Raw genomic sequence first — 21052 nt, 5'->3', positions numbered from 1 at the left:
CAGGTTGCCGCGAACTCAACCGTGAGACGCCCCCGTTGACCGTGGCTGACCCTTGGATCTGGCGCGACTGTGGCACGCGCCGAGCAGATGGCTCGGAACCTGACCGGCTCCGCCGGTGCTCAGTGATCAACCGCCGTATCGGCTGCGCAGATCCTCGGTGATTCGCGACATCAGCCCGATAGAGCCTTCCGGGGTCGTCTCCATCAGCGGACGTTCTGTCTGGGGATCGTAGGCCGTCAGCCCGATTTCCTTCTCGACGATGGCCGCGAGGGCTGAGACCTGGCCGAGCACGACTGCAGCGTCGTCCCCCGCATGCCAGTAGGGCACAGTGATGCTCACCTCGTCGCCGAAGACGGACAGTTCGATGCCGGTGCGCGAGTGGCTCAGGTCCCGCGACTCCTGCTCGTACTCCGTGATCTCTACTTCGCCCAGCAGGGTCCGAGCCTGCGGCACTATTCGGTCCCACGCTTCAAGGAGGTGGGTGGGGATCGGCCCGCTGTCCTCGGCTGCGTCCTCCATCGCCTCCAGGACCTCATCCCAGGACTGCCCGTCGTGTCGGTTCAAGAAGTAGATGTTGTAACTCACTTCGCGATCGTAGGTGCGCGACCACTGCGAGGGCAGGGCTGAGGCCGCTTGCCCGTGCCAGCTCCTTGGCGGGATCAGCTTGGGAAGCTGCGATCATTTGGTGGCGGTCTGGTTTCTGACCTGGGTGTATGGCCAGGCTTGATCGCCGGGCTCGGCCTTCCTTCACCGTGGTTCCCCGCTGGATCTGGTGCGCTTGTGGTCCAGCTCGGCGTACTCGAGCTTTTCCAATCGCGCTCATCTGCTACTGCATGCGGCTTCCCAAGTGTGAGGCGCTGCGGAAAATCAGTCCCTCCGTACAGGTGGTCTTTCCGCCCGAGACGCTGAGCCTCGAGTGCGCCTGCTCGGCGGTGCGCTGTGCTGGATCGCATGGATACCAAGTGGTACCAACACTGGTGGGCCTGGCTATGGGTGAGCATGGCGGTGCTCGCCGTGGCCGGCGTAGTGGGCGTGGCGCTGTGGCGGGTTCCATGGTGGATCGACCACCACTACCTCAGAAATTTGACCCAGCCCCAAGCAACCGCGGTGACGGGAATGCGCACCGCAATCTTGGCGATGCTCGCTGGTGCGTTGGCGGTGGTCGGCATCATTTACACCCATCGAACGCTGCATCAGACCCGCGAAGGACAGGTTACCGACCGCTTCACCCGGGCCATTAGTCATCTCGCCTCCCCTCAGCTGGTTGAACAGCTCGGCGGCATCTACGCGCTCGAACGCATTATGCGCGACTCGAAGAAGGATCACGCCACAATCGTTGAGGTGCTCGCCGGGTTCATCCGCGAGCATGTGCCCGCGCCGCCCCTCGAATCCTCCGCCCAAGACCGAATGCGACTTGCCCGTAGGCGCGTACGCAATCCAGCACCGCGTTCACTCGCGCCGAAAAAGGACGTTTCTGACCAAAACCCAGAACCACGTCCAAGTGAACCGGTACAGGCCGCCTTGGCCGTGCTCGGTCGCCGTCCTCGGGACCGTAAAGAGCCGTTTCGCCTTGATCTGGCCCGTACAGACTTGCGAGGCGCTGCCTTGCCCGGAAGCTACCTACGTAGAGCGATATTGAATGGGGCCTACCTAGATAATGCACACCTGGGCGAAGCTGACTTGAGGGAGGCGAGTCTGGTCAAGGCACACCTTGATGGCGCAGCCCTAAACGGAGCACACCTAGAAGGAGCCGACATGGACGGGGCGCAGATTAATGATGCGTTCCTTAATTATGCTAGCTTGGAAAATGCACAGATGAGCGAGTCTTCGCTAGCCCATACGAGGCTTATCGGAGCGCATCTAAATCAGGCACACTTGAACAGGACTCGCCTAACCGGGGCCTGGCTTCTGGAGGCTAACCTGGACGGCGCAGACCTATCGCAGGCCTGCTTGGTAGGGGCATCGCTGATCAATTCAACTCTGGTCCGCGCCAATCTGTGGGGAGCTGATCTAACTGAAGCCAAGCTACGGAACGCTGACCTAACTGGAGCGGAACTTTCGAGCGCAAACCTTACGGACGCCGACCTGGATGGTGCAGACCTGTCCGACACCGATGTATCCAGCCAGCAAGTGGTAGTCGCCAAGCCGCGGGAGACAACAGTTCTCCCCCCTCTCGTCGCGGCAGACGAGATGGTCCAGGCGCGTATCTCTTTTGTCGAGGAAGAGTGGCAGCGGGATCTCTTGGATGCCCTAAACGGTATGGACAATTAGCAAGGATTCTTAGCCGTTATTAAGTGGACGATCGTACTCTCTAAAAGTTTCGTCCTCAGGAAATAACGACAAGTTCGCCGCTCACCCCTCAAGCTGCGGCACGGTCGTCACCCAGAGCAGATCCGGGACCGCCTGTACCTCAACCGACGACAGTCAACCACGACGGCGGGCGCGCCGACCGACCAGGCACGCGTGTGCCTCGCTGCACCCCCACCGGCCTTAACCACGCTATCCGGTGTGCCGTCAACCAGAGCAACCCGCGCGGGGGGCTCTGCCGCCCCCACCTCTCCCGGGTCTGTGCAGGGCGGTTCCCCTCCTCCATCACGTCCTTGAACCATCACCCCCCGGCTTAGGTACACTTGGGTCTGCGCGAACTGGGGTACCGGCGTACCGAGTTAGCGGCTCCTTGTCACCTACTGCTGGTTACGAGCGTGGTCGCGTGCGCCTGGAAGGTGAGAGGCCCTACTGGAGGCATTCCAGTGGAGGTCACGAGCACGGCCCAAGAGCGGAGTACAGCCCCGAGGCGCCCTGGCAAGGCACGAGACCCTGAACGTCGGCACGGCCTCAGCGAGATCACACGTCTGTCACGTGGTGGTCGGCTGAGTGCTACGTGCCGGAGGTCCGACCACCCGCCAGGGAAAGGTTTCGGACCGTGGAACCCCCTCCACTCAGCCTCCAGGTGCTGGTACTGCTGTACGGCGTTAAGCTCCTGATCTTCGTAAGCTGCTTCCTCTTCTCCGTCCTCGTCGGGATCGGAATCGCGTGGCTGAGCCACAAGCCAGGTGAGCGCAAGCAGGACGCTGTGAGAGTCGGGTGCTATGCATTCGGCGGAACCCTCGTCGGATCCGCCTCCCTCCTGTCGTTCTTCGGAGTGCTCTGATCGAAGACTCGACATTGCTCAGCCCAAAGTGACTCCGTGAGCTGACCCGCTCTGGCTACGAGGTACCCCTTTGCTGGCAGTAGACGGCTAACTGCTGTGCGCGCGGCACGGTCGCCGGCCGGGCTGGAGCGGGGCGGAGACAGGAGCGCAGGCCCGGCCGGGGGCCGGGCCGCGCGCGGGGAGCGGAGCGAGACGCCTTGAACCCGTGAAGAAGGTTGTAACTCAGGCTGCTGGTGGGCCTGTCGGGTCCTCGGTGGCTTGAGCTTCCTTGGGCATCGCGAGACTTCGGGATTCCGCGGCTGCTCGCTGGGGGTCTTCGGCTACCTGGTCGGCGTCGTCGGCTGAGAGCTGGATGTCTTGCGTCCAGAGGATCGACAACCTGATGTTGCCGGTCGCCAGATTCAGGGCCACATCGGCTTCCGCTCCGGTGCCGGTGGCGTCCCGTGCATCCAGGCTGAGATCGCTCCTGAAGACGCTCATCGTGGTTGCGTCTCGTCCTCGACGGCTGACAGTTCCCAGAGGGGCGCTGTGTATCGCTTCGGTCGGCAATGGATGAGCAGTGCCCGGAGGTCTTCGCGCTGGCTGCCGGGCATGCCCAAAGCCTCGGTGAGCCGGCGGAACGTCGTGTGGGTGACTCCGCGGCTTCGGGCCTCGTCCTCGAACTCGTCGAGCTCGGGCAGCACGGTGCTGGGATCCAGATTCACCGCCGGCTGGTCCTTGAGCCACGCGGCCTTGTTGCGCTCGTAGTCGATTTCCGAGTAGCCGCAGATCTCGCGACTGTGCGCTTCGACCTCGTCCAGGGTGGTGGTCGACAGGATGGCGCGGGCCAGCTCGTTGCGGTTCAGGGCGTCGTCCAGGTCGACTTCGTGGACCGTCGGGCCGGCGTCCGTGAGTGGGATGGGGAGTCCCGCATCCCGGACTTCGCAGATGCCGCGTATTCCTCGGGCTGTCGCTGCGAGCATCCCGGTTGCCTCGGACGGGTGCCACTCCAGGACTGCGCTGACCGGCTCAGCGTCCTTCGCGGTGAAGGTGTGGACGAGGGAGCCAAGCAGGGTGCGTACCTCGTCGAGTGGAAGTTCACCGTCTAGGCCAGGGCCTGCGACGAGGAGCCGCACGGGAGCGTTCACCTGGCAGCACGCGGCCAGAGTCAGAGCGTCGGCAAGCGGGCTCTTGAGCGTGGGCTCATCGCCTCGCGCGAGGATGTCACCCCCCACGTCCAGGAGGTCGATTGAGTCCGGCCTCAAGTGGCTGATCAGCTCTTCGAGTTGGCGCGTGACGCCTTCGATACCGTGATGCGGATCGATCAGGGCAAAGGTGTGCGGGAGCTCTGCCGCAAGCCGGGGGAGTGTGGAGCCAGCTGGAGCGATCGGGCGGGCTTCGGCCGGTACCGACCAGACAGATGGGGTGAGCGGTTCGAGTCCGGTGAAGTCGGCGGGGCTGCGGGGGCCTGGGATCGGGTCGACCAACAGGCGGTCCCATGCGTAGGTGAGGATCACCGCCTGGCCGTCGGCGCCGTACAAGGCGGCGTCAAGCATTGCGGCGGCGACTGCGTCGCCCCCTCCTCCTGCTGCGACGATCAACCGCGTCATGTGCGCAACATTACGGGTTCGGGGTCTGGCCACTCACCCTATAGTGGCTAGAGGCCATAGCCACTTGGACAAGGAGGGGACATGCCTCAGATCGAAGAGGCGCAACCGAAGTATCTCCAGATCGCTCACTACATCCGCGATCAGATCCTTCGGGGCGACCTCAGGCCGGGCGACGAGGTGCCCTCGGAGAGGCAGCTTGCGACGAACTGGAAGGTGTCCAGGCCGACGGCCGCGCGGTCGTTGGAGGCCCTGAGCAACCAGGGGCTCGTGGAGAAGCGGCAGGGTTCTGGCACGTACGTGCGCAGCCTTGAAGTGAACCGCAGGGCACGGGAGTTGTACGGGCGGGCGCGACAGACGGGGAAGATTTACACCCCTGGTGAGTACGCGGTCATTACCTCGGCCGGCTGGTTGGATGCTCCGGACCACGTCGCTGAGGCGCTGGGCCTGGTGAAAGATCGGCGGGCCGTGCACCGTCGGCGCGTGACGAACAACCAGGACGGGCCCATCACCCTGTCCACTTCGTGGTTCGCGCCGGATGTCGGGCAGCGGGCGCCCAAGCTCCTGGAACCGGAGCGGATCCAAGAGGGCACCCTGATGTACGTCGAGAACATGACGGGGCGGCAGGGGAGTTACGCCGAGGACCGGATGTGCGCCCGGCAGACGACCGACGAGGAGTCGGCAGACCTGCAACTGGAGTCCGGATCAGCGGTCTTGATCGTGCACCACGTCGTCTTTGACCTCCAGGACCGGCCGTTGGAGTTCGCCGAAGCCACGTACCCGCCACAGCGCTGGGCGTTCGAGCAGGGCTACCCCCTCACCTGAGCGCACCTGATGGAGCATCAGTTGGAAGTTTCGCTTGCGCCGCGTGAGTGGCTAATGCCACTATCCATTAAGTGGCTAAGGCCACTTAATGAAGGGGGCACGTTGTGACGGGTCAGCGGCCGGAGCAAGGCGCGCACTTAGCTTGCCGAGGATGCCGTGGGCGGGGCTGGAAACGCGTCAGCTCGCGCACGGCTCTCGTGCTGTCCACCGTCGACGACCGTGCCCGTGCCGCATCGAAACGGCGCTGCCTCGACTGTGACGGCAGCGGCAAGGAGTGAGCACGGATGGCCTTTACGATCGATCGCTATCCCTCTGAGGACTCGCCGCGACTCGGGGCGATGACCCTGTATCCCGTCGCCGAGTCCGTGCACCTGGCCAGGCGTTGGTTCCGGAAGTTCATCGCCCCGTACAACCCGGCCTGTTCGGTCGACGACTGCGTGCTGATGATCTCGGAACTCGTGACCAACGCCATCGTCTACGGTCGGTCCGACGAGGTGTGGCGTGTCCGGGTGGAGTGGTTCCGGGATGGGGCCTCGCTCAAGGTCGAGGTGCACAACGCCGGCTTCCCGGCCAGGGTGAGGCTGCGGCAGCCTGACGCCGTCGACGCGCACGGGCGCGGACTGCTCCTCGTCGACTCTATTGCCGAGTCCTGGCACTCGGGGCCCAGTCGCTTCGGCGGGACGGTCGTCTCCTTCGTGATGGCCGATGCCTGGCCGACCTGAAGGGGGAGCCGGGTTCTTTTCTATATGTACTGTCGCTAGTCTGGTTGACCAGTTGACTTGGCCAATTCTGACGGGCGGCGTGCATGGCGTATGAAGTGGAGGCGCCGAAGTACGTACGTCTCGCGCAGACGATCCAGCAGCGCATCGAGGACGGCACTTACCCGCCGGGCACGAAGGTCCCCAGTGAAAATCAGCTGGTCCAAGCGTTCGGAATGTCCCGCCCTACCGTCGTGCGCGCCCTTGAGCTGCTGAAACGAGACGGTTGGATCGAGTCCCGGCAGGGCTACGGCACCATCGTGCGCGGACGGCCGGCCGACGTCGAGCACCAGGAACGCCGCGGGCGCGAAGTGCTGGAGCGGGATGAGTCGCGGACTCCTGGACGCCTGGTTGTGGTGGACCAGGTGCCGGTTCCGGCGCGTGTGGCCTCCGTGCTCGGGTTGCCCAAGCGGGCCAAAGTTCTGATGCGCCGGTTCCTGGTCGAGGCGGATGGCGAGGCTGTTGAACTCGCGTCCTCGTACTTCCCGGCGGGCCTCGTCGAGGGCACCGAGTTGGGGGGCGTCGAGCCGCTGGACGTCGGCGTCCGGGAACACCTTGAGGGCCGGAAGAAGGTCCGATTCGACCATGTGACGGAGCGCGTCTCGGCCCGGATGCCGGATGCCGGTGAGGCTGAGCTCCTTGGTCTGCCTGATGGAGTGCCCGTTCTCAGCGTCCTGGTCGTCGCCCGAGATGCGTCCGGCCAGGCTTTGCAGGTTTCTGACGTGCTGCTTCCTGCTGATGGGCAGGAACTCGAAGATACCTACCGACTCGGCTGAGCTGTCAGGATGTGCGGGTCACGCGCGCCGCGTAGTGCGGCTGCTCGTCTCAGGCGCGTCGGCTGGCGAGCCGGTAGACCACGTATGTGAAGCCGAGGATGACGTCCACGGCCGCCCATAGGCCGATGACGAGCCCTACGCCGATTGTCGTTCCGACTTCGCTCGCGTCTTCGCACAGCTTCAGGTCGTCGCCTGTCAGGCTTCGGCAGTCTTCGGGCGTGCCGCTGGCGGTCGAAGCACCCGTGATCACCCAGATCAGGAACAAGAGCTGGACGGCAAGAAAGAGCCACAGGAAGACGCGTCGTCGCTTCTTCGGTTGAGGCGGCGGCCCGCCCTGGTGTGGGCTGCTTGGCGTGGGCCGCTGTGGCGGTGTCGGCCAGCCGTCCGGTGGTGGCGTGGACCCTTGCGAGTCACGTGGATCCCATGGCTGTGGACCTTGAGCGCGGTCTCTTCGGCCCATGTCCCGCCCTCCTCTGTGCCGACTGGCTTCATGGTGCGCTTGCGGTACCGGCGCCGCTCGTTGACGGCACGGGAATCACTTGACAAGTCAACCTGGCATCTCTAACTTCAAACTTGCTAAGTCAACTTGTCAGGTGGCGAGTTGGTCGACTCCAAAGGAGAAATCTCTGTGCGTGTGATCCGCGTTGACGCCTCGACCGCGACGATCCTGCTCACCGAAGCGCCGGCACCGAAGGTGCGTGACCGGCAGACCGGCGAGATCGCCAAGGACACCGTGAGCGGTGAGGCGCTGATGACCGTCGGCGTCGTCTTCATCGACGAGGGGGACTCGTCCCTCATCCAGGTCACCGTTCCCGAAAGCGGTGTGACGGAGGGCCTGACCGTCGGCGCTCCGGTCTCCCTGCCGGGGCTCATCGCCCGGCCGTGGGAGAGCGTGTTCAACGGCCAGCAGCGGCACGGCATCGCCTACCGCGCCACCGCGATCGCGCCGGGTGCCTTCCCGGTCTCGGTCGCTCAGGCGGGCTGATCGTCGTGACGGACCTGATCACGTTGGCCGAGCTGGGCGCGCCGCTCGCTGCGATAGGCGGCGCGGCCTACGTCCGGCACGCCAACCCGGCCGCGTACTGGTCCACGGTCGGGCTGCCGGTCTCGGTGGCCCGATTGCTGGCCTCGTACTCCTCGACCATGGACGCGTGCGGCCTGACCGTCGCGCCGTCCCGGCTGCGGGTGCTGGCCATCAGGGCGACCAGCCGTCGGGAGATCCGTCCCGTCCCGCCCCGTCGGGGCATCATCCGGCCCACGACGACCGGCCTGCGCGTCCGGCTCCGTCTGGCACCTGGCCAGGAACCCGCGGACGTCGCCGCCTCGGCGGAACGGCTCCGCCACGCCTGGGGCGTGCACGCGGTGTACGTGAAGGACGTGAAACCCGGTGTCGTCGAACTGCGGCTCATCGGCTTCGACGTCCTGCGCAAGGTCCGGATGCCCCGACGGATCGAGGGCGGGTTCCTCAAAGTGCCGGTGGCACTGCGGGAGGACGCCACGGCGTTCTTACGGGACTACCGCGCCGTACCGCATGAACTGGTCCTCGGCGCGACGCTGTCGGGCAAGTCCATGTACCTGCGGAACCTCATTGCCGGGCTCGCGCGGCAGCCTGTCGCCCTGGTCGGCGTCGACTGCAAGCGGGGTGTCGAGCTTGCCCCGTTCGCCTCCCGCTTCACCGCGCTGGCCACCGACCCGGACGAGGCGGCCGAGCTGCTGCCCGTCCTGGTCAAGGAAATGGAGGACCGATACGACCTCATCAAGGCCCGACAGGGCATCGCCCCCGGCACACCCGACGAGGAGATCACCTCTGACATCTGGGGCCTGCCTGAGAGTGAACGTCCCGTTTCCGTCGTGCTGTTCGTCGACGAGGTGGCCGAACTCTTCCTCGTCGCCACGCGCAAGGACGAGGAACGCCGCGACGAGATGGTCACGCACCTCATCCGCCTCGCCCAGCTCGGCCGCGCGGCCGGCATCTACCTGGAGGTGTGCGGGCAGCGCTTCGGCGCAGAGCTGGGCAAAGGCGCGACCATGCTGCGGGCCCAACTCACCGGCCGCGTCTGCCACCGCGTCAACGACGAAGCCTCGGCCAAGATGGCACTCGGCGACATCGCACCTGAAGCGGTCTACGCCTCCTGCGCCATCGCCGCCGAGCTGCCGGGCCTGGCCGTGGCCGGTGACACCTCCGGCGGCTGGTCCCGCATCCGCACCCCGTACCTGTCCCTCGCCGCCGCTGCGGCCACCTGCCGCGACACGGCCCACCTCGCCCCGGACGTCCCGGCGCTCACGCCCTTCCGGCCGTACGTCCCGCCCGTCGCCCTCGACACCCCCGACCCGATACCCACCGCGCGCCTGGCCTCCGAAACAGCGGGGGAGTGAGTGATGCGCACCCACCGGATCCGAGTCGACCCGGTTCTGGTCCAGGCGGCCATCGCTGCCGCGCTCTCCTTCGCCCACCTGCACGATCTCGCCGCGGCGGCCGGACAGGACGGCTGGAAGGCGTGGGCCTATCCGATCAGCGTTGACCTGCTCCTCGTCGCGGCCTGGCGACGGCTGCGCTCCGGTACGGCGAAAGCCTCGGGCTGGTGCTGGTTCACCGTCGCCCTGGCCGCGTCACTCGGGGCCAACGTCGCCACCGCCGGGCTCCTCGACCTCGGCGACGTCCCCGCCTGGCTGCGCATCCTCGTCGCCGGATGGCCCGCGGTCGCCTTCTCCGGAGGAACCCTCCTCGCCCACGACACCCCGGCCCGCGACCAGGTGCCGGTACCCGACCAGGACGAGGCACCCGCCCCGCCGGTCATGCCCACCGCGCCTGAGCTGCCCACCGCCACCCCGCAGCCGCCCGCACCGCCGGCCGCCGCCCCTGTCCCGCCCGCGCTCGTCGCACTCGCCCGCAAGGTCGCCGACGACCACCGGACCCGGACCGGGACGGACATCGACACCCCAACCCTTCGCAACCGCCTCGGCGTCCCGCTCCCGCTCGCCGAAGCCATCGCTACTCAACTCACCTGATCCCGGAGGACTTTCCACCTTGCGTCCGTCCACGCTCCGCGCGCTCAAGCGCGCCGCCGAGCTGACACGTCAGAACCGCCTCACCGAAGCCGTGCTCATCGCAGAACCGGTGATCCTCACCGCCGACGAGTACGAGGGCGACGAGATCTTGCACTGGCTCGCCGACCACGCCGCCGACTTCACCGGCGAGAACCACAACGACCCGAAGGAGCTGCCCTGATGCCCGCCAACCGCCGCTTCCGCAACGTCGTCCGCATCGGACCCGTCCAGGTCGGCACCGCCTACGACGGGCGCGGCCGTGAGAAGCACACCGCCGTGTGCACCGCCCCGCGCTGCGACCTCTCCAACGACTACGACACCCGCGCCGCCGCCGAACTCGCCGCCCGCACCCACCGCTGCCGCGTCCGCTGAGGAGGCCCCGTGACCGTCTCGCTCCCGCTCGTCTTCGTCCTCGGCGTCATCGCCTGGGCCGCGATCAAGTTCCTGGGCGTCCGCATGTGGGTCGCCGTCGTGATCGCCCTGTTCGGCTTCTGGCTCTCCCACACCTTCCTCGCCCCCGCCATCGAGTCCGGCACCCGCTCCGGGGTCGGCGTCGTCAACGGCGACAACCGCTGAGAGGAGCTCAACCATGTTCCGCCCCAAGCTGCCCGACGTCCCCGCTCCGCCGTCGACCCTGACCCACCAGCCGCAGCACCACTACCCGGCGCCCACGGCCGGCCGCTCGCTCAGCCCCTACGCGGGCCCGGTCGCCGCCGTCCTGGTCGGCGGAGTAGTCCTCACCGCGCTCCTGGCGGCCGTCGCCCTCACGGCCATCTCCGTGGCCATCGCCGCCGTGGTCCTGCGCTCCCTGCTCAGCAACGCCAACAGGCGCTGACCGGCCGCCGGGGCGGCAAACGCCGCCAAGCATCCCGCCGCCCCGGGGCCGTCCCTCCCAACCGCAGAAACAGCCGAAAGGAACACCCATCATCACCCGGCAGACTCTGCCCCCGCTGGCGGAACTCTCCATGCTGGCCTCCCTCGGCACCATGCCCGAACTGGCCCGCCAACTCTCCGGCCTGGGCGGCTGCACCCACCCCGTCCGCCTCGACGGCCACCGCACCGAATACGCCCTCGACACCGCAACCGGCGAGATCGGCCGCACCCTGCACCACCTCGACTCGTCGGCCCTCCCGGCCGGCCAACTCCTAGTCCGCTGCAACAACCGCCGCGCCACCCGCTGCCCGGCCTGCGCCGAGACCTACCGCCGAGACACCTACCACCTGATCACCGCCGGACTCCGCGGCGGCAAAGGCACCTCAGACCAGGTCGCCACACACCCGCGCGTCTTCGCCACCTTCACCGCCCCCGGCTTCGGCCCGGTCCACAACCGCCGCACCGACGGCCGCCCCTGCCGCTGCGGTGCCCGCCACGACGAGAACGACAGCAAGTTAGGCACGCCCCTCGACCCGGACCGGTACGACTACGAAGCGGCCGTCCTCTGGAACGCCCACGCCGGGCCCCTCTGGCGGCGCTTCTCCATCTACCTCCGCCGCGAGATCGCCAAGCGCGCCAGCCTCACCCAACGCACCTTCCGCGACCACGCCCGCGTCTCCTTCGCCAAGGTCGCCGAGTACCAAAAGCGCGGTGCTGTGCACTTCCACGCGGTCATCCGCATCGACGGCCCGGAAGGCGGCGACACCTCACCGCCGGGCTGGGCGACGGCAGAGCTCCTGACGGACGCCATCCAAGCCGCGGCCGCCGCCGCCCGCGTCGACGGCCCGACCATCGAGGGACGCGCCCATACCTTCGCCTTCGGCCGCCAACTCGACGTCCGCACGATCCGATCCGCCGACTTCGACGACGGCCAAGAGCTCACCGAACGAGCCGTCGCTTCGTACATCGCGAAGTACGCCACCAAGGGGGCCGAGACGGCAACGGGCACCCTCGACCGCCCGCTCAAATTCCTCGCCGAGCTCGCCCAAGCACGCATCTCCGACCACGCCCGACGGATGATCCGCGTTGCCTGGACCCTCGGCGCACGCCCCGAGCTCGCCGAGCTCCGCCTACGCGCCTGGGCGCACATGCTCGGCTTCCGCGGCCACTTCTCCACCAAGTCCCGGCGCTACTCCACCACCCTCGGCGCGCTCCGCACCGCCCGCGCCGACTGGCGACGCGCACAGGTCGCCCCGGTGGGAGAGACAGAGCCGACGGAAACGACCTTCGTCCTCTCGCACTGGGTCTTCGCCGGAACCGGCCTCTCCCGCGCCGAAGCCTGGCTGTCCGCGTCCCTCGAACCCGCCCCCGGAACGGAAGGAGAACCGACATGGACGCCCGTCGCGACGAGTTGATGACCGTTCGCCAGGTCCTGGACGAGCTGGGCGGCGTCTCTCGCCGCACCTTCTACCGCTGGCGGGAGCTGGGATACGGGCCGGCCGCGTTCAAGCTGCCCAACGGAGAGCTCCGGGTATGGCGTAGCGACTTCACCACGTGGCTTCGACAGCTGGAGGCAGCGGCGTGAAGTCCCTTGACGTGAAGGTCTGGGCGGTTCGCAAGCGGGACACCAAAACGCCCTCGTACGGTGTCCGCTGGTCCGTTGCCGGCAATGTGCTCTCGGAGTCATTCCGCACGAAGGCGCTCGCCGACCACTTCCGCACGAAGCTCATGCGAGCGATGCGCGACGGTGAAGAGTTCGACACCGAGTCGGGCCTCCCGGCCTCGATGGAAGAGAAGAAGTCGGCCGTGTCCTGGTACGCCTTCGCCCTCAGATACCTCGCCATGAAGTGGCCCCATGCCGCCCCCAATACGAGGGACGGCATCAATGAATCCCTCACCAGCGTGACGCTGGAGCTCCTCGACGAGCGTGCCGGACGGCCGTCCGATGAGGTGATCCGCAAAGCATTGCGCAACTGGGCCTTCGTGTTGCCGGGGCCCGACGATCGGGAAGTCCCGGACGACGTGCGGAACGTTCTGCACTGGGTGTCCAAGGCCTCCCGACCGCTCGCCGATCTTGCTGAGCCCGCCACGGCCCGCGCGGTCCTCGACTCGCTGAAGCTCAAGCTCGACGGTACGGCGGCAGCGGCAGAGACCGTGCGGCGCAAGCGTCGGACGCTCGTCAATGCCGCGAACTACGCGGTCGACCTGGGGGAGCTGCGCGAGAACCCCATCACCGCGGTTCGCTGGCAGAAACCGAAGGTGTCCAATCAGGTGGACCCGCGCGTAGTCGCCAACCCGGAGCAGGCTCGCAACCTACTGGCGGCCGTCTCCTACGTGGGCGGATACCGACGTGCCCGCGGCCGTCGTCTCGTTGGTCTGTTCGCCGCGATGTACTTCGGTGGCCTCCGGCCGGCTGAAGCGGTCGGCCTCGCGGAGACGGACCTGATCCTCCCAGTACAGGGCTGGGGCTCGGCGCTGCTCCACCGGACCCGCCCGTCGGTCGGCAAGCAGTGGACCGACTCGGGCGAGACCCACGATGACCGCGGGCTGAAGAACCGGCCGACCGAGGACATCCGGCGGGTACCTATTCCGCCTCACCTCGTTGCCGTGTTCCGTGAGCACCTAGTCACCTTTGGCACGGCGGACGACGGGCGCCTGTTCTTCAGCGAGAAAGGTTCGGTCGTCCCGTCCTCGACCTACTACCGCGTGTGGCAGGAGGCCCGGCTCCTCGCGCTCCCGCCGGCCGCTGCCTCCTCGCCGCTCGCGAGTCGGCCATACGACCTTCGACACTCGGCCCTGTCGACCTGGCTGAATGCTGGTGTCGACCCGACCGAGGTCGCCGAGCGCGCCGGCAACAGCGTCGAGGTGTTGCTGACCCGCTATGCGAAGTGCATCGACGGACGGCAGGACGTCGCCAACCGGCGTATCGAGGACCTTCTGCGCGAGTACGAGTGAGACACCCTGCACCCCACCGAGGCCCCGGGCATCTTGTCCGGGGCCTCTCTCGTTTTGGGCGCTACCTGCTGCGATGCTTCGAGCCGAGAGCGGACGAGGGGGGCTCGTGGAGCTGAGGGCGACGCGCTGGAAGCGGTACGGACAGGATCGTCTGTACGCGAACCTGCCGGATGGCACCGCGGTCGGCTGGGCGGACGTCAGGACAGGGCACATTACGGTCCTGGTCGCCGAGTATCGCGACGACGTGATTGCTGTGGTGACACGCCACTTACGGAACGACTCCGAGTCGGTCATGCCGCAGGGGGCACCTGAGGCTGAAACGCGCCCCATGCTGCCGCCTTTGACGTCGGCCGACGACCTGTCCACCAACCGGCCTGGTGAGTCCCTCCGGGACCTGCTCGACAAATCTGGCGTGGGTCTGATTGAGCGGCTCGTCTCACAGCTCTTGCGTCGTCGGACAGAGTGGGACTCCTGGCGCAAGGGACTGGCGGGGGAGAGGCGAGTGGGAGCCGAGCTGAACCGTTTGGCGGGTCACGGCTGGCGGGTCCTGCATTCCATCCCCCTGGCCGACAAGGTGGACGTCGATCACTTGCTCATCGGGCCCGGCGGCGTGTTCAGCATCAACACCAAGCACCACCACAAAAAGGCCGTATGGGTCGGCGACGATTCTGTGAAGGTCAATCACGGAAAGCCAGCCCCCTACGCACGCAAGAGCCGGGCGGAAGCGAAGCGAGTAGCTCGAGTGCTTGAGCACTACTGCGGCTTTCGCGTCCCGGTGGAGCCCGTGCTCGTCTTTGTCGGCGTGACCGATCTGAAGGTGGTTGCCACACAGCTCAGCGTGCGCGTGTACCAGGAGCGTCAGGTGGCAGCACTGGCGCCGCTCTCCGGGGTGCTGACGGCCGAACAGGTCGAGCAGGTGTACAGCGTTGCTCGTCATCGCCAGGCCTGGCGCCAGGTCCCGCCGATGGCGACACCAAAGGTTTGAGTACTTGGGCGTCTCCGAAGCCCGAATGATGCTCGGGAGCCTCGTCGTTCACCCGGCCTGTGCCTGTTCGGAGGAGAGCAGGCGCTCAAGGCTCCTTCGCTCGTTATCGAGCACAGCTTGCATCCGGGTACGTGTGTGCTCGAAGTCAGGCTCGACCTCGACGCCGAGATCATGGCGCAGGGTGACCCGCAGCAGATACACCCCGTCGGACAGGGGGCCGCTGAACCAGTCCTTGGCCCGGTTGTACGACCTGTCTGGGGCAGGGCTGCTCGCCAATTGCTTCACCACGGTGTACCCGACTCCGAGTGCCCTATTGAGGGAAGAGGCGATCTCGTTGACGTCCTTCGGTAGAGCCATCTGGGCCAAGGAATATTGCTCTGCCCAGGCTTCCTTCGCGGCATTGAGGACTGCTGGTTCGGCGCTTTCACCGCGCTCGGCCGCCAGGACTGCGTCTCGGGCAGCCACCCGGTAAGCGCGAGCCGTGGTATTCAAACGGGCATAGAGATCCCGCCTGGCTTCCTGCGCTCGGTCGTGGCGGTCCTCTGCCCGTTCACGATCGGCGCGCTGGTTCTGCTCCCGGGTGACGCGTTGGCTGAGCAATGCCCCACCCAGGGTTCCACCCAACGTTCCTCCGACGCCGATGAGCGCAACTGCAAGCGTGGTCACGTCCACGAGATCCCCCACCTCGTCCGATCATTTGCCCGCCGGCGGCGGTCGTCAGTCTTCCCACCCTCGACGTCATCCACTGCCGGGACGACGATAGCGAGCAGCGCGGCTGCTCGACTTCGATGCGCTGCGCCACCTGCGGGAATGTCTCAAGATCCCGTCCACGCCTCGTCCACGGTCGCCGACATACGGCCGCTTCGGGCTGCATCTGCCTGCACATACGCAAAGACCCCGGCCTCAGCGTTTCCGCTGGTGACGGGGTCTTTGGGCACCGTATGAAGGGTGCCCCCGGCAGGATTCGAACCTGCGCACACGGCTCCGGAGGCCGTTGCTCTATCCCCTGAGCTACGGGGGCGTGTCGGTCGTGAGGTGTTGCTCGCGGCGACGGGTAGAACACTACCAGCTCGCTCGGGGTGTTCATGAACGGGTTTCTGCGGGTCCGGGGAGGGGTGTGGGTCGCCCGCACGGGGTGGAAGTGGGGAAAACCCGGACGCGGTGGCCGGTCCGGACCTACTCTCGAGTTGTGCCAGGCGCGTCGGGCCGGGTGCTTGTTGTGGACGACAACAAGGTCATCCGGCAGCTGATCAGGGTCAATCTCGAGCTGGAGGGCATCGAGGTCGTGACCGCGGGCGATGGTGTCGAGTGTCTGGATGTCGTTCATCAGGTGCAGCCCGATCTCGTGACGCTCGATGTCGTCATGCCCCGGTTGGACGGGTTGCGTACCGCCGCTCGGCTGCGTGCTGATCCGCGGACGCGTGATCTGCCCCTTGTCGTCATCAGCGCCTGTACGCAGTACGAGGTCGAGGCCGGTCTCGAGGTCGGGGTCGACGCGTTCCTTGCCAAGCCCTTCGACCCTGCCGAACTCGTCTCCGTCGTAAGGGAGTTGATGGAGCGTACGGACGGTCCGGGTCTGGAGAGGGGGCTCGGGGGCGTGCTCGGGTCAGGGGAAGGCGTGGGGGCGGGGAAAGGCGCAGGGCCGGGTGGTGCGGGCTCAGGGGTCGAGTGACACCCTTCTGCAGGTCCGACGCAAGGCCGCGCATCTGTGGGTCGTAGGTAGGCGTCGGTAGGTCGAAGGTCCGTCCCTTTCCGTTTCCGTGCGGCCCGTTTCGTCACGTCCGGTCCCTGACCGTGCGTGCGTCCTGCTCCGTGCGTGCGTGCGTGCGTCCCAGTGGTTCCGTTGCTGCCCGAACCCTTCGCCCGGCACCCTTGCCTGTGGCGGTCTGCGCGGCCCGTGCCAGTGCCCCGCCCCCCTCCGCGGCCGGCGTTCCTCTCCGCAGCCGGGCCCCCGCAGCCGCAGCCAACGCCCCGCCCCCTCCCCAGCCGGCGGCATGCCCCCTCCGCGGCCGACGTCCCGCCCGCTCTCTCCCCCCGGCAGCCAAGCCCCGCCCCCGCAGCCGACGCCCCGCCCCAGCCCCGCCGCGTCCACATCCCGGACCTCTGGTAAACCGGGTCGCCTACCCACCCCCCTCCTCCCCTACGCTTGTGCCGTGACTCCCGTCGAGCTCTCCCGTACCGTGCTGCGCGCGGTGCGTCGTGCTGTCGATGACGGGGAGCTGAGTGTGGTCGTGCCGGGGCGGGTCGTGGTCACCGCTCCGGGGCCCGGCGGGTGTGGGGACTACGCGACCAACATCGCCCTCCAGCTCGCGCGGCCGGCCGGGCAGCCGCCGCAGCGGGTCGCCGAGGTGCTCCGGCCGTATCTTCTCGGCGCCGCCGGTGTCAGTGACGTCGTCGTCACCGGGCCCGGGTTCCTCAATATCAGCCTGCACAGGGCGCAGGCGTCGGCCGCGCTGGTGCGGGAGATCCTGCGGAGCGGGGCGAGGTACGGGTACGCCCAGGGGCCCACCGGGCAGCTCGTGCAGCTGCACGCCGCTCATGAGGTCCGCGCCGTCGTCGTCATGGACGTCCTCGCGCGTGTGCTGCGTTCGCAGGGCGCCCTCGTCCGTACCAGTTGCGTGGCGCGCCCCGAGCGGGAGTGGACCGAGGTGCTCGGCGCCGAGGTCGACGTGTACGGCACGCCCGAGGCGCCGGCTCCGCTCGAGGTCAATGTGCGGCCCGTCCCCGCCGCCCCGGCCGATCCCGTTCCTCTCGGTCGCGACGCCGGTCGTTGGGCTCTTCTGCACCCGGCCGCTCATGACCGGCCCCGGATCACCGCCGAGCACCTGTCCCAGCGGGAGGGCAATCCGCTCTTCCGGGTCCGTTACGCCCACGCCCGCACCCGGGCGCTCGGCCGTAACGCCGCCGACCTCGGCTTCGACGCACACCCCGGAGACGTCCAGGACGTGCGCGAACTGGAGATCGCCCTCGCCGACCATCCCCGCATCCTGGCCGCGGCGGCGACCCAGCACGCTCCCGACCGGCTCGCCCGGCACCTCGTCGCCGTGGCCGACGCACTCACCCCTCTTCTTCCCACCGTCCTGCCCCGTGGTGAGGAGAAACCCTCGGCCGCCCACCGTGCCCGGCTCGCGCTTGCCGAAGCCGCCGGGACGGTGCTGGCCGGCGGCCTGTCCCTGCTCGGCATCGACGCACCCGACCATCTCTGAAAGAGCACGCCCACGATGAGCCGTTCCGCCCACCCCGCCGGGCCCCGTCACGCCGACGTCCTTCCGGAGGGGCACTACTCCGCCCCGCCCGCCGATCTCAACGCCCTCCACCCGAAGGTCTGGGCGCACACCGTCACCCGTAACGCCGACGGTGTGCTGACCGTGGGCGGTGTCGACGTCACCGCCCTCGCCGAGGAGCACGGCACCCCCGCCTACATCCTCGACGAGGCCGACTTCCGGGAACGGGCCCGCGCCTGGCGTACCGCCTTCGGGGCCGACGCCGACGTCTTCTACGCCGGCAAGGCGTTCCTGTCCCGGGCCGTCGTGCGGTGGCTGCACGAGGAGGGGCTCAACCTCGACGTCTGTTCGGGCGGCGAGCTCACCACCGCCCTCTCCGCCGGCATGCCCGCCGATCGCATCGCCTTCCACGGCAACAACAAGTCCGTCGACGAGATCCACCGCGCCATCGAGGCCGGTGTCGGGCGTATCGTCCTCGACTCCTTCCAGGAGATCGTGCGCGTCGCCCATGTCGCGCAGTCCCTCGGTAAGCGGCAGCGGGTGCAGATCCGTATCACCGTCGGCGTCGAGGCCCATACGCACGAGTTCATCGCCACCGCGCACGAGGACCAGAAGTTCGGGATTCCGCTCGCGGGCGGACAGGCCGCGGAAGCCGTCCGACGGGCCCTTCAGCTCGACGGGCTCGAACTCATCGGGCTGCACTCCCACATCGGGTCGCAGATCTTCGACATGTCCGGCTTCGAGGTCGCCGCCCACCGGGTCGTCGGACTGCTCAAGGACATCCGGGACGAGCACGGCGTCGAGCTGCCCGAGATCGACCTCGGTGGCGGGCTCGGCATCGCCTACACCAGCGACGACGATCCCCGCGAGCCCCACGAGATCGCCAAGGCGCTCACCGAGATCGTCACCCGTGAGTGTGAGGGCGCCCGGCTGCGCACTCCTCGTATCTCCGTCGAGCCGGGCCGGGCGATCGTCGGTCCGACCGCCTTCACCCTCTACGAGGTCGGCACCATCAAGCCTCTCGACGGGCTGCGTACGTACGTCTCCGTCGACGGCGGCATGTCGGACAACATCCGTACCGCGCTGTACGACGCGGAGTACAGCGTCGCGCTGGTCTCCCGGACCTCCGACGCCGAGCCGATGCTCGCGCGGGTCGTCGGCAAGCACTGCGAGAGCGGCGACATCGTCGTGAAGGACGCGTTCCTGCCCTCCGACCTGGCACCGGGTGACCTGATCGCCGTGCCCGCCACGGGCGCGTACTGCCGCTCCATGGCCAGCAACTACAACCATGTGCTGCGGCCGCCCGTGGTCGCCGTGCGCGAGGGGGAGTCGCGGGTCATCGTGCGGCGGGAGACCGAGGAGGATCTGTTGCGGCTCGACGTGGGCTGAGCGGGAGAAAGAACCGCAGAAAGAGCCGCGGAAAGAAAGGGCGGAAGATCTCCTGTCCGGCGCCCCGGTGAAAATGAAATACATGTCTCACGATCCGGACCAGGGATAGAAACTCCGGTCCGGTGAGTGAGACTGGGTCAACCGGAAACAACCGTAGACGGTATGAGGAAACGAGGTCGGATGATGCGTACGCGTCCGCTGAAGGTGGCGCTGCTGGGCTGTGGAGTGGTCGGCTCAGAGGTGGCGCGCATCATGACGACGCACGCCGACGACCTCGCCGCGAGGATCGGAGCCCCGGTGGAACTGGCCGGTGTGGCCGTTCGACGCCCCTCCCGGGTCCGGGAGGGCATCGACCCCGCCCTCGTCACCACCGACGCCACCGCCCTCGTCAAGCGCGGCGACATCGACGTCGTCGTCGAGGTCATCGGGGGCATCGAGCCCGCTCGTACGCTCATCACCACCGCCTTCGAGTACGGCGCCTCCGTCGTCTCCGCGAACAAGGCGCTCCTCGCCCAGGACGGCGCCGCGCTGCACGCGGTCGCCGAGGAGCACGGCGAGGACCTCTACTACGAGGCCGCCGTCGCCGGCGCCATCCCGCTGATCCGGCCGCTCCGCGAGTCCCTCGCCGGGGACAAGGTCAACCGGGTGCTCGGGATCGTCAACGGCACCACGAACTTCATCCTCGACAAGATGGACTCCAGCGGCGCCGGGTACCAGGAGGCCCTCGACGAGGCCACCGCCCTGGGATACGCCGAGGCCGACCCCACCGCCGACGTCGAGGCGTTCGACGCCGCCGCCAAGGCGGCCATCCTCGCCGGGATCGCCTTCCACACGCGCGTGCGCCTCGACGACGTCTACCGCGAGGGCATGACCGAGGTGACGGCGGCCGACTTCGCCTCGGCCAGGGAGATGGGCTGCACCATCAAGCTGCTCGCCATCTGCGAGCGGGCCGCGGACGGCGGGTCGGTCACCGCGCGCGTGCACCCCGCGATGATTCCGCTGAGCCACCCGCTGGCCTCCGTGCGCGGCGCCTACAACGCCGTGTTCGTGGAGTCGGACGCGGCCGGGCAGCTCATGTTCTACGGTCCCGGCGCCGGCGGTGCTCCCACCGCGTCCGCCGTGCTCGGCGACCTCGTCGCCGTCTGCCGCAACCGGCTCAGCGGGGCAACGGGGCCCGGCGAGTCGGCGTATGCCGCCCTGCCGGTCTCGCCGATGGGCGATGTCGTCACGCGCTACCACATCAGTCTGGACGTCGCCGACAAACCGGGTGTTCTCGCCCAGGTGGCGACCGTGTTCGCCGAGCACGGGGTGTCCATCGATACGGTTCGCCAGCAAGGGCGACAGGACAGCGACGGCGAGGCCTCTCTCGTCGTCGTCACCCACCGCGCGTCCGACGCCTCCCTCACCGGGACCGTCGAGGCGCTGCGCAAGCTCGACACCGTGCGGGGTGTCGCAAGCATCATGCGGGTTGAAGGAGAGTAA

The 21052-nt window shown here is 67.8% G+C and carries 25 protein-coding genes and 1 tRNA gene; 20 read left to right on the top strand and 6 right to left on the bottom strand.

Annotation, left to right across the window (positions count from 1 at the left end; genetic code table 11):
- Positions 1-126: 126 nt before the first annotated feature.
- On the bottom strand, positions 127-585 hold the full coding sequence (locus ACIRPU_RS26135) for a hypothetical protein (protein WP_403871505.1): 459 nt from the start codon (positions 583-585) through the stop codon (positions 127-129).
- A gap of 366 nt (positions 586-951) precedes the next feature.
- Here ACIRPU_RS26135 and ACIRPU_RS26130 point away from each other — a divergent pair, with 366 nt between their 5' ends.
- Entirely contained in the window at positions 952-2271 is a 1320-nt protein-coding gene (locus ACIRPU_RS26130) for a pentapeptide repeat-containing protein (RefSeq protein WP_403871502.1), read from the top strand.
- A gap of 679 nt (positions 2272-2950) precedes the next feature.
- A complete protein-coding gene (locus ACIRPU_RS26125; protein ID WP_403871499.1) occupies positions 2951-3151 on the top strand; it encodes a hypothetical protein in 201 nt (66 codons plus the stop codon).
- A gap of 222 nt (positions 3152-3373) precedes the next feature.
- On the opposite strand, the gene ACIRPU_RS26120 is transcribed toward ACIRPU_RS26125, so the two are convergent.
- Together ACIRPU_RS26120 and ACIRPU_RS26115 are read right to left on the bottom strand one after the other, a co-directional pair.
- Entirely contained in the window at positions 3374-3631 is a 258-nt protein-coding gene (locus ACIRPU_RS26120) for a hypothetical protein (protein WP_403871496.1), read from the bottom strand.
- On the bottom strand, positions 3628-4740 hold the full coding sequence (locus ACIRPU_RS26115; protein WP_403871493.1) for a DUF1152 domain-containing protein: 1113 nt from the start codon (positions 4738-4740) through the stop codon (positions 3628-3630). Before ACIRPU_RS26115 ends, ACIRPU_RS26120 begins: the two co-directional genes overlap by 4 nt.
- An 81-nt stretch (positions 4741-4821) precedes the next feature.
- On the opposite strand from ACIRPU_RS26115, the gene ACIRPU_RS26110 reads away from it, so the two are divergent.
- The 3 genes from ACIRPU_RS26110 (at position 4822) to ACIRPU_RS26100 (ending at position 7096) form a co-directional block, all read left to right on the top strand.
- Positions 4822-5562: a GntR family transcriptional regulator gene (locus ACIRPU_RS26110; RefSeq protein WP_403871490.1), complete on the top strand. Its 741-nt coding sequence runs from the start codon at positions 4822-4824 to the stop codon at positions 5560-5562.
- Between the two features lie 284 nt (positions 5563-5846).
- The gene (locus tag ACIRPU_RS26105) at positions 5847-6284 is read left to right on the top strand and encodes an ATP-binding protein (RefSeq protein WP_057603433.1); all 438 of its coding nucleotides are present in this window, start codon (positions 5847-5849) and stop codon (positions 6282-6284) included.
- Positions 6285-6367: 83 nt separating this feature from the next.
- Positions 6368-7096: a GntR family transcriptional regulator gene (locus tag ACIRPU_RS26100; RefSeq protein WP_403871486.1), complete on the top strand. Its 729-nt coding sequence runs from the start codon at positions 6368-6370 to the stop codon at positions 7094-7096.
- A 49-nt stretch (positions 7097-7145) separates the two neighbouring features.
- Here ACIRPU_RS26100 and ACIRPU_RS26095 read toward each other — a convergent pair whose 3' ends face one another.
- Positions 7146-7361 carry a hypothetical protein gene (locus tag ACIRPU_RS26095; RefSeq protein ID WP_403871483.1) on the bottom strand — a complete coding sequence of 72 codons (216 nt, stop codon included), beginning with the start codon at positions 7359-7361 and terminating at the stop codon, positions 7146-7148.
- Between the two features lie 363 nt (positions 7362-7724).
- Here ACIRPU_RS26095 and ACIRPU_RS26090 point away from each other — a divergent pair, with 363 nt between their 5' ends.
- The 11 genes from ACIRPU_RS26090 to ACIRPU_RS26040 all read left to right on the top strand — a co-directional run bounded on the left by ACIRPU_RS26090 (position 7725) and on the right by ACIRPU_RS26040 (position 14957).
- Positions 7725-8081, top strand: a complete 357-nt coding sequence (locus ACIRPU_RS26090) for a hypothetical protein (RefSeq protein WP_403871480.1) — start codon at positions 7725-7727, stop codon at positions 8079-8081.
- 5 nt (positions 8082-8086) lie between these two features.
- Entirely contained in the window at positions 8087-9472 is a 1386-nt protein-coding gene (locus tag ACIRPU_RS26085) for an FtsK/SpoIIIE domain-containing protein (RefSeq protein ID WP_403871477.1), read from the top strand.
- 3 nt (positions 9473-9475) lie between these two features.
- Positions 9476-10105: a DUF2637 domain-containing protein gene (locus ACIRPU_RS26080; protein ID WP_403871474.1), complete on the top strand. Its 630-nt coding sequence runs from the start codon at positions 9476-9478 to the stop codon at positions 10103-10105.
- 19 nt (positions 10106-10124) lie between these two features.
- Positions 10125-10325, top strand: coding sequence for a hypothetical protein (locus ACIRPU_RS26075; RefSeq protein ID WP_355786308.1), 201 nt, complete (start codon positions 10125-10127; stop codon positions 10323-10325).
- Positions 10325-10516, top strand: coding sequence for a mobile element transfer protein (locus ACIRPU_RS26070; protein ID WP_403871471.1), 192 nt, complete (start codon positions 10325-10327; stop codon positions 10514-10516). Before ACIRPU_RS26075 ends, ACIRPU_RS26070 begins: the two co-directional genes overlap by 1 nt.
- A gap of 9 nt (positions 10517-10525) precedes the next feature.
- Entirely contained in the window at positions 10526-10720 is a 195-nt protein-coding gene (locus ACIRPU_RS26065) for a hypothetical protein (protein WP_037680541.1), read from the top strand.
- 13 nt (positions 10721-10733) lie between these two features.
- The gene (locus ACIRPU_RS26060) at positions 10734-10979 is read left to right on the top strand and encodes a SpdD protein (protein WP_403871468.1); all 246 of its coding nucleotides are present in this window, start codon (positions 10734-10736) and stop codon (positions 10977-10979) included.
- Between the two features lie 130 nt (positions 10980-11109).
- Entirely contained in the window at positions 11110-12432 is a 1323-nt protein-coding gene (locus ACIRPU_RS26055) for a replication initiator (protein ID WP_403871465.1), read from the top strand.
- Positions 12408-12602 carry an AlpA family transcriptional regulator gene (locus ACIRPU_RS26050; protein WP_132888890.1) on the top strand — a complete coding sequence of 65 codons (195 nt, stop codon included), beginning with the start codon at positions 12408-12410 and terminating at the stop codon, positions 12600-12602. The genes ACIRPU_RS26055 and ACIRPU_RS26050 overlap by 25 nt, the downstream gene beginning before the upstream one ends.
- Positions 12599-13972: a tyrosine-type recombinase/integrase gene (locus ACIRPU_RS26045; protein WP_403871462.1), complete on the top strand. Its 1374-nt coding sequence runs from the start codon at positions 12599-12601 to the stop codon at positions 13970-13972. Before ACIRPU_RS26050 ends, ACIRPU_RS26045 begins: the two co-directional genes overlap by 4 nt.
- A 73-nt stretch (positions 13973-14045) precedes the next feature.
- Positions 14046-14957: a nuclease-related domain-containing protein gene (locus ACIRPU_RS26040; protein WP_403871459.1), complete on the top strand. Its 912-nt coding sequence runs from the start codon at positions 14046-14048 to the stop codon at positions 14955-14957.
- 48 nt (positions 14958-15005) lie between these two features.
- Here ACIRPU_RS26040 and ACIRPU_RS26035 read toward each other — a convergent pair whose 3' ends face one another.
- A complete protein-coding gene (locus ACIRPU_RS26035; protein ID WP_403871456.1) occupies positions 15006-15629 on the bottom strand; it encodes a hypothetical protein in 624 nt (207 codons plus the stop codon).
- Positions 15630-15906: 277 nt separating this feature from the next.
- Positions 15907-15978: transfer RNA gene (locus ACIRPU_RS26030), tRNA-Arg, on the bottom strand.
- A gap of 120 nt (positions 15979-16098) precedes the next feature.
- On the opposite strand from ACIRPU_RS26030, the gene ACIRPU_RS26025 reads away from it, so the two are divergent.
- The 4 genes from ACIRPU_RS26025 to ACIRPU_RS26010 all read left to right on the top strand — a co-directional run bounded on the left by ACIRPU_RS26025 (position 16099) and on the right by ACIRPU_RS26010 (position 21052).
- Entirely contained in the window at positions 16099-16629 is a 531-nt protein-coding gene (locus ACIRPU_RS26025; RefSeq protein WP_403871453.1) for a response regulator, read from the top strand.
- A gap of 481 nt (positions 16630-17110) precedes the next feature.
- Positions 17111-18163, top strand: a complete 1053-nt coding sequence (nrtL, locus tag ACIRPU_RS26020; RefSeq protein ID WP_403871450.1) for an ArgS-related anticodon-binding protein NrtL — start codon at positions 17111-17113, stop codon at positions 18161-18163.
- A 15-nt stretch (positions 18164-18178) separates the two neighbouring features.
- Complete coding sequence (gene lysA, locus ACIRPU_RS26015) at positions 18179-19570, top strand: diaminopimelate decarboxylase (protein ID WP_403871447.1); 1392 nt, start codon at positions 18179-18181, stop codon at positions 19568-19570.
- A gap of 183 nt (positions 19571-19753) precedes the next feature.
- Positions 19754-21052 (top strand): homoserine dehydrogenase, encoded by a 1299-nt coding sequence (locus ACIRPU_RS26010; protein ID WP_355704175.1) that lies wholly within the window; start codon positions 19754-19756, stop codon positions 21050-21052.

It is taken from the genome of Streptomyces sp. NPDC102259 (assembly GCF_044766465.1).
In the GTDB taxonomy this organism is placed as follows: domain Bacteria; phylum Actinomycetota; class Actinomycetes; order Streptomycetales; family Streptomycetaceae; genus Streptomyces.
Note: the sequence above shows the minus strand (reverse complement) of the source record. Positions and strands in the feature narration are given on the sequence as shown.

Excerpts from the sequence above, each read along its gene's own strand:
- ACIRPU_RS26050 (WP_132888890.1), top strand. The coding sequence starts at position 12,408 with ATGGACGCCCGTCGCGACGAGTTGATGACCGTTCGCCAGGTCCTGGAC.
- ACIRPU_RS26040 (WP_403871459.1), top strand. The coding sequence starts at position 14,046 with ATGCTTCGAGCCGAGAGCGGACGAGGGGGGCTCGTGGAGCTGAGGGCG.
- ACIRPU_RS26105 (WP_057603433.1), top strand. The coding sequence starts at position 5,847 with ATGGCCTTTACGATCGATCGCTATCCCTCTGAGGACTCGCCGCGACTC.
- ACIRPU_RS26100 (WP_403871486.1), top strand. The coding sequence starts at position 6,368 with ATGGCGTATGAAGTGGAGGCGCCGAAGTACGTACGTCTCGCGCAGACG.
- ACIRPU_RS26130 (WP_403871502.1), top strand. The coding sequence starts at position 952 with ATGGATACCAAGTGGTACCAACACTGGTGGGCCTGGCTATGGGTGAGC.
- ACIRPU_RS26070 (WP_403871471.1), top strand. The coding sequence starts at position 10,325 with ATGCCCGCCAACCGCCGCTTCCGCAACGTCGTCCGCATCGGACCCGTC.
- ACIRPU_RS26055 (WP_403871465.1), top strand. The coding sequence starts at position 11,110 with ATGCTGGCCTCCCTCGGCACCATGCCCGAACTGGCCCGCCAACTCTCC.
- ACIRPU_RS26080 (WP_403871474.1), top strand. The coding sequence starts at position 9,476 with ATGCGCACCCACCGGATCCGAGTCGACCCGGTTCTGGTCCAGGCGGCC.
- ACIRPU_RS26010 (WP_355704175.1), top strand. The coding sequence starts at position 19,754 with ATGCGTACGCGTCCGCTGAAGGTGGCGCTGCTGGGCTGTGGAGTGGTC.
- ACIRPU_RS26115 (WP_403871493.1), bottom strand. The coding sequence starts at position 4,740 with ATGACGCGGTTGATCGTCGCAGCAGGAGGAGGGGGCGACGCAGTCGCC.
- ACIRPU_RS26110 (WP_403871490.1), top strand. The coding sequence starts at position 4,822 with ATGCCTCAGATCGAAGAGGCGCAACCGAAGTATCTCCAGATCGCTCAC.
- ACIRPU_RS26120 (WP_403871496.1), bottom strand. The coding sequence starts at position 3,631 with ATGAGCGTCTTCAGGAGCGATCTCAGCCTGGATGCACGGGACGCCACC.
- lysA (WP_403871447.1), top strand. The coding sequence starts at position 18,179 with ATGAGCCGTTCCGCCCACCCCGCCGGGCCCCGTCACGCCGACGTCCTT.
- ACIRPU_RS26060 (WP_403871468.1), top strand. The coding sequence starts at position 10,734 with ATGTTCCGCCCCAAGCTGCCCGACGTCCCCGCTCCGCCGTCGACCCTG.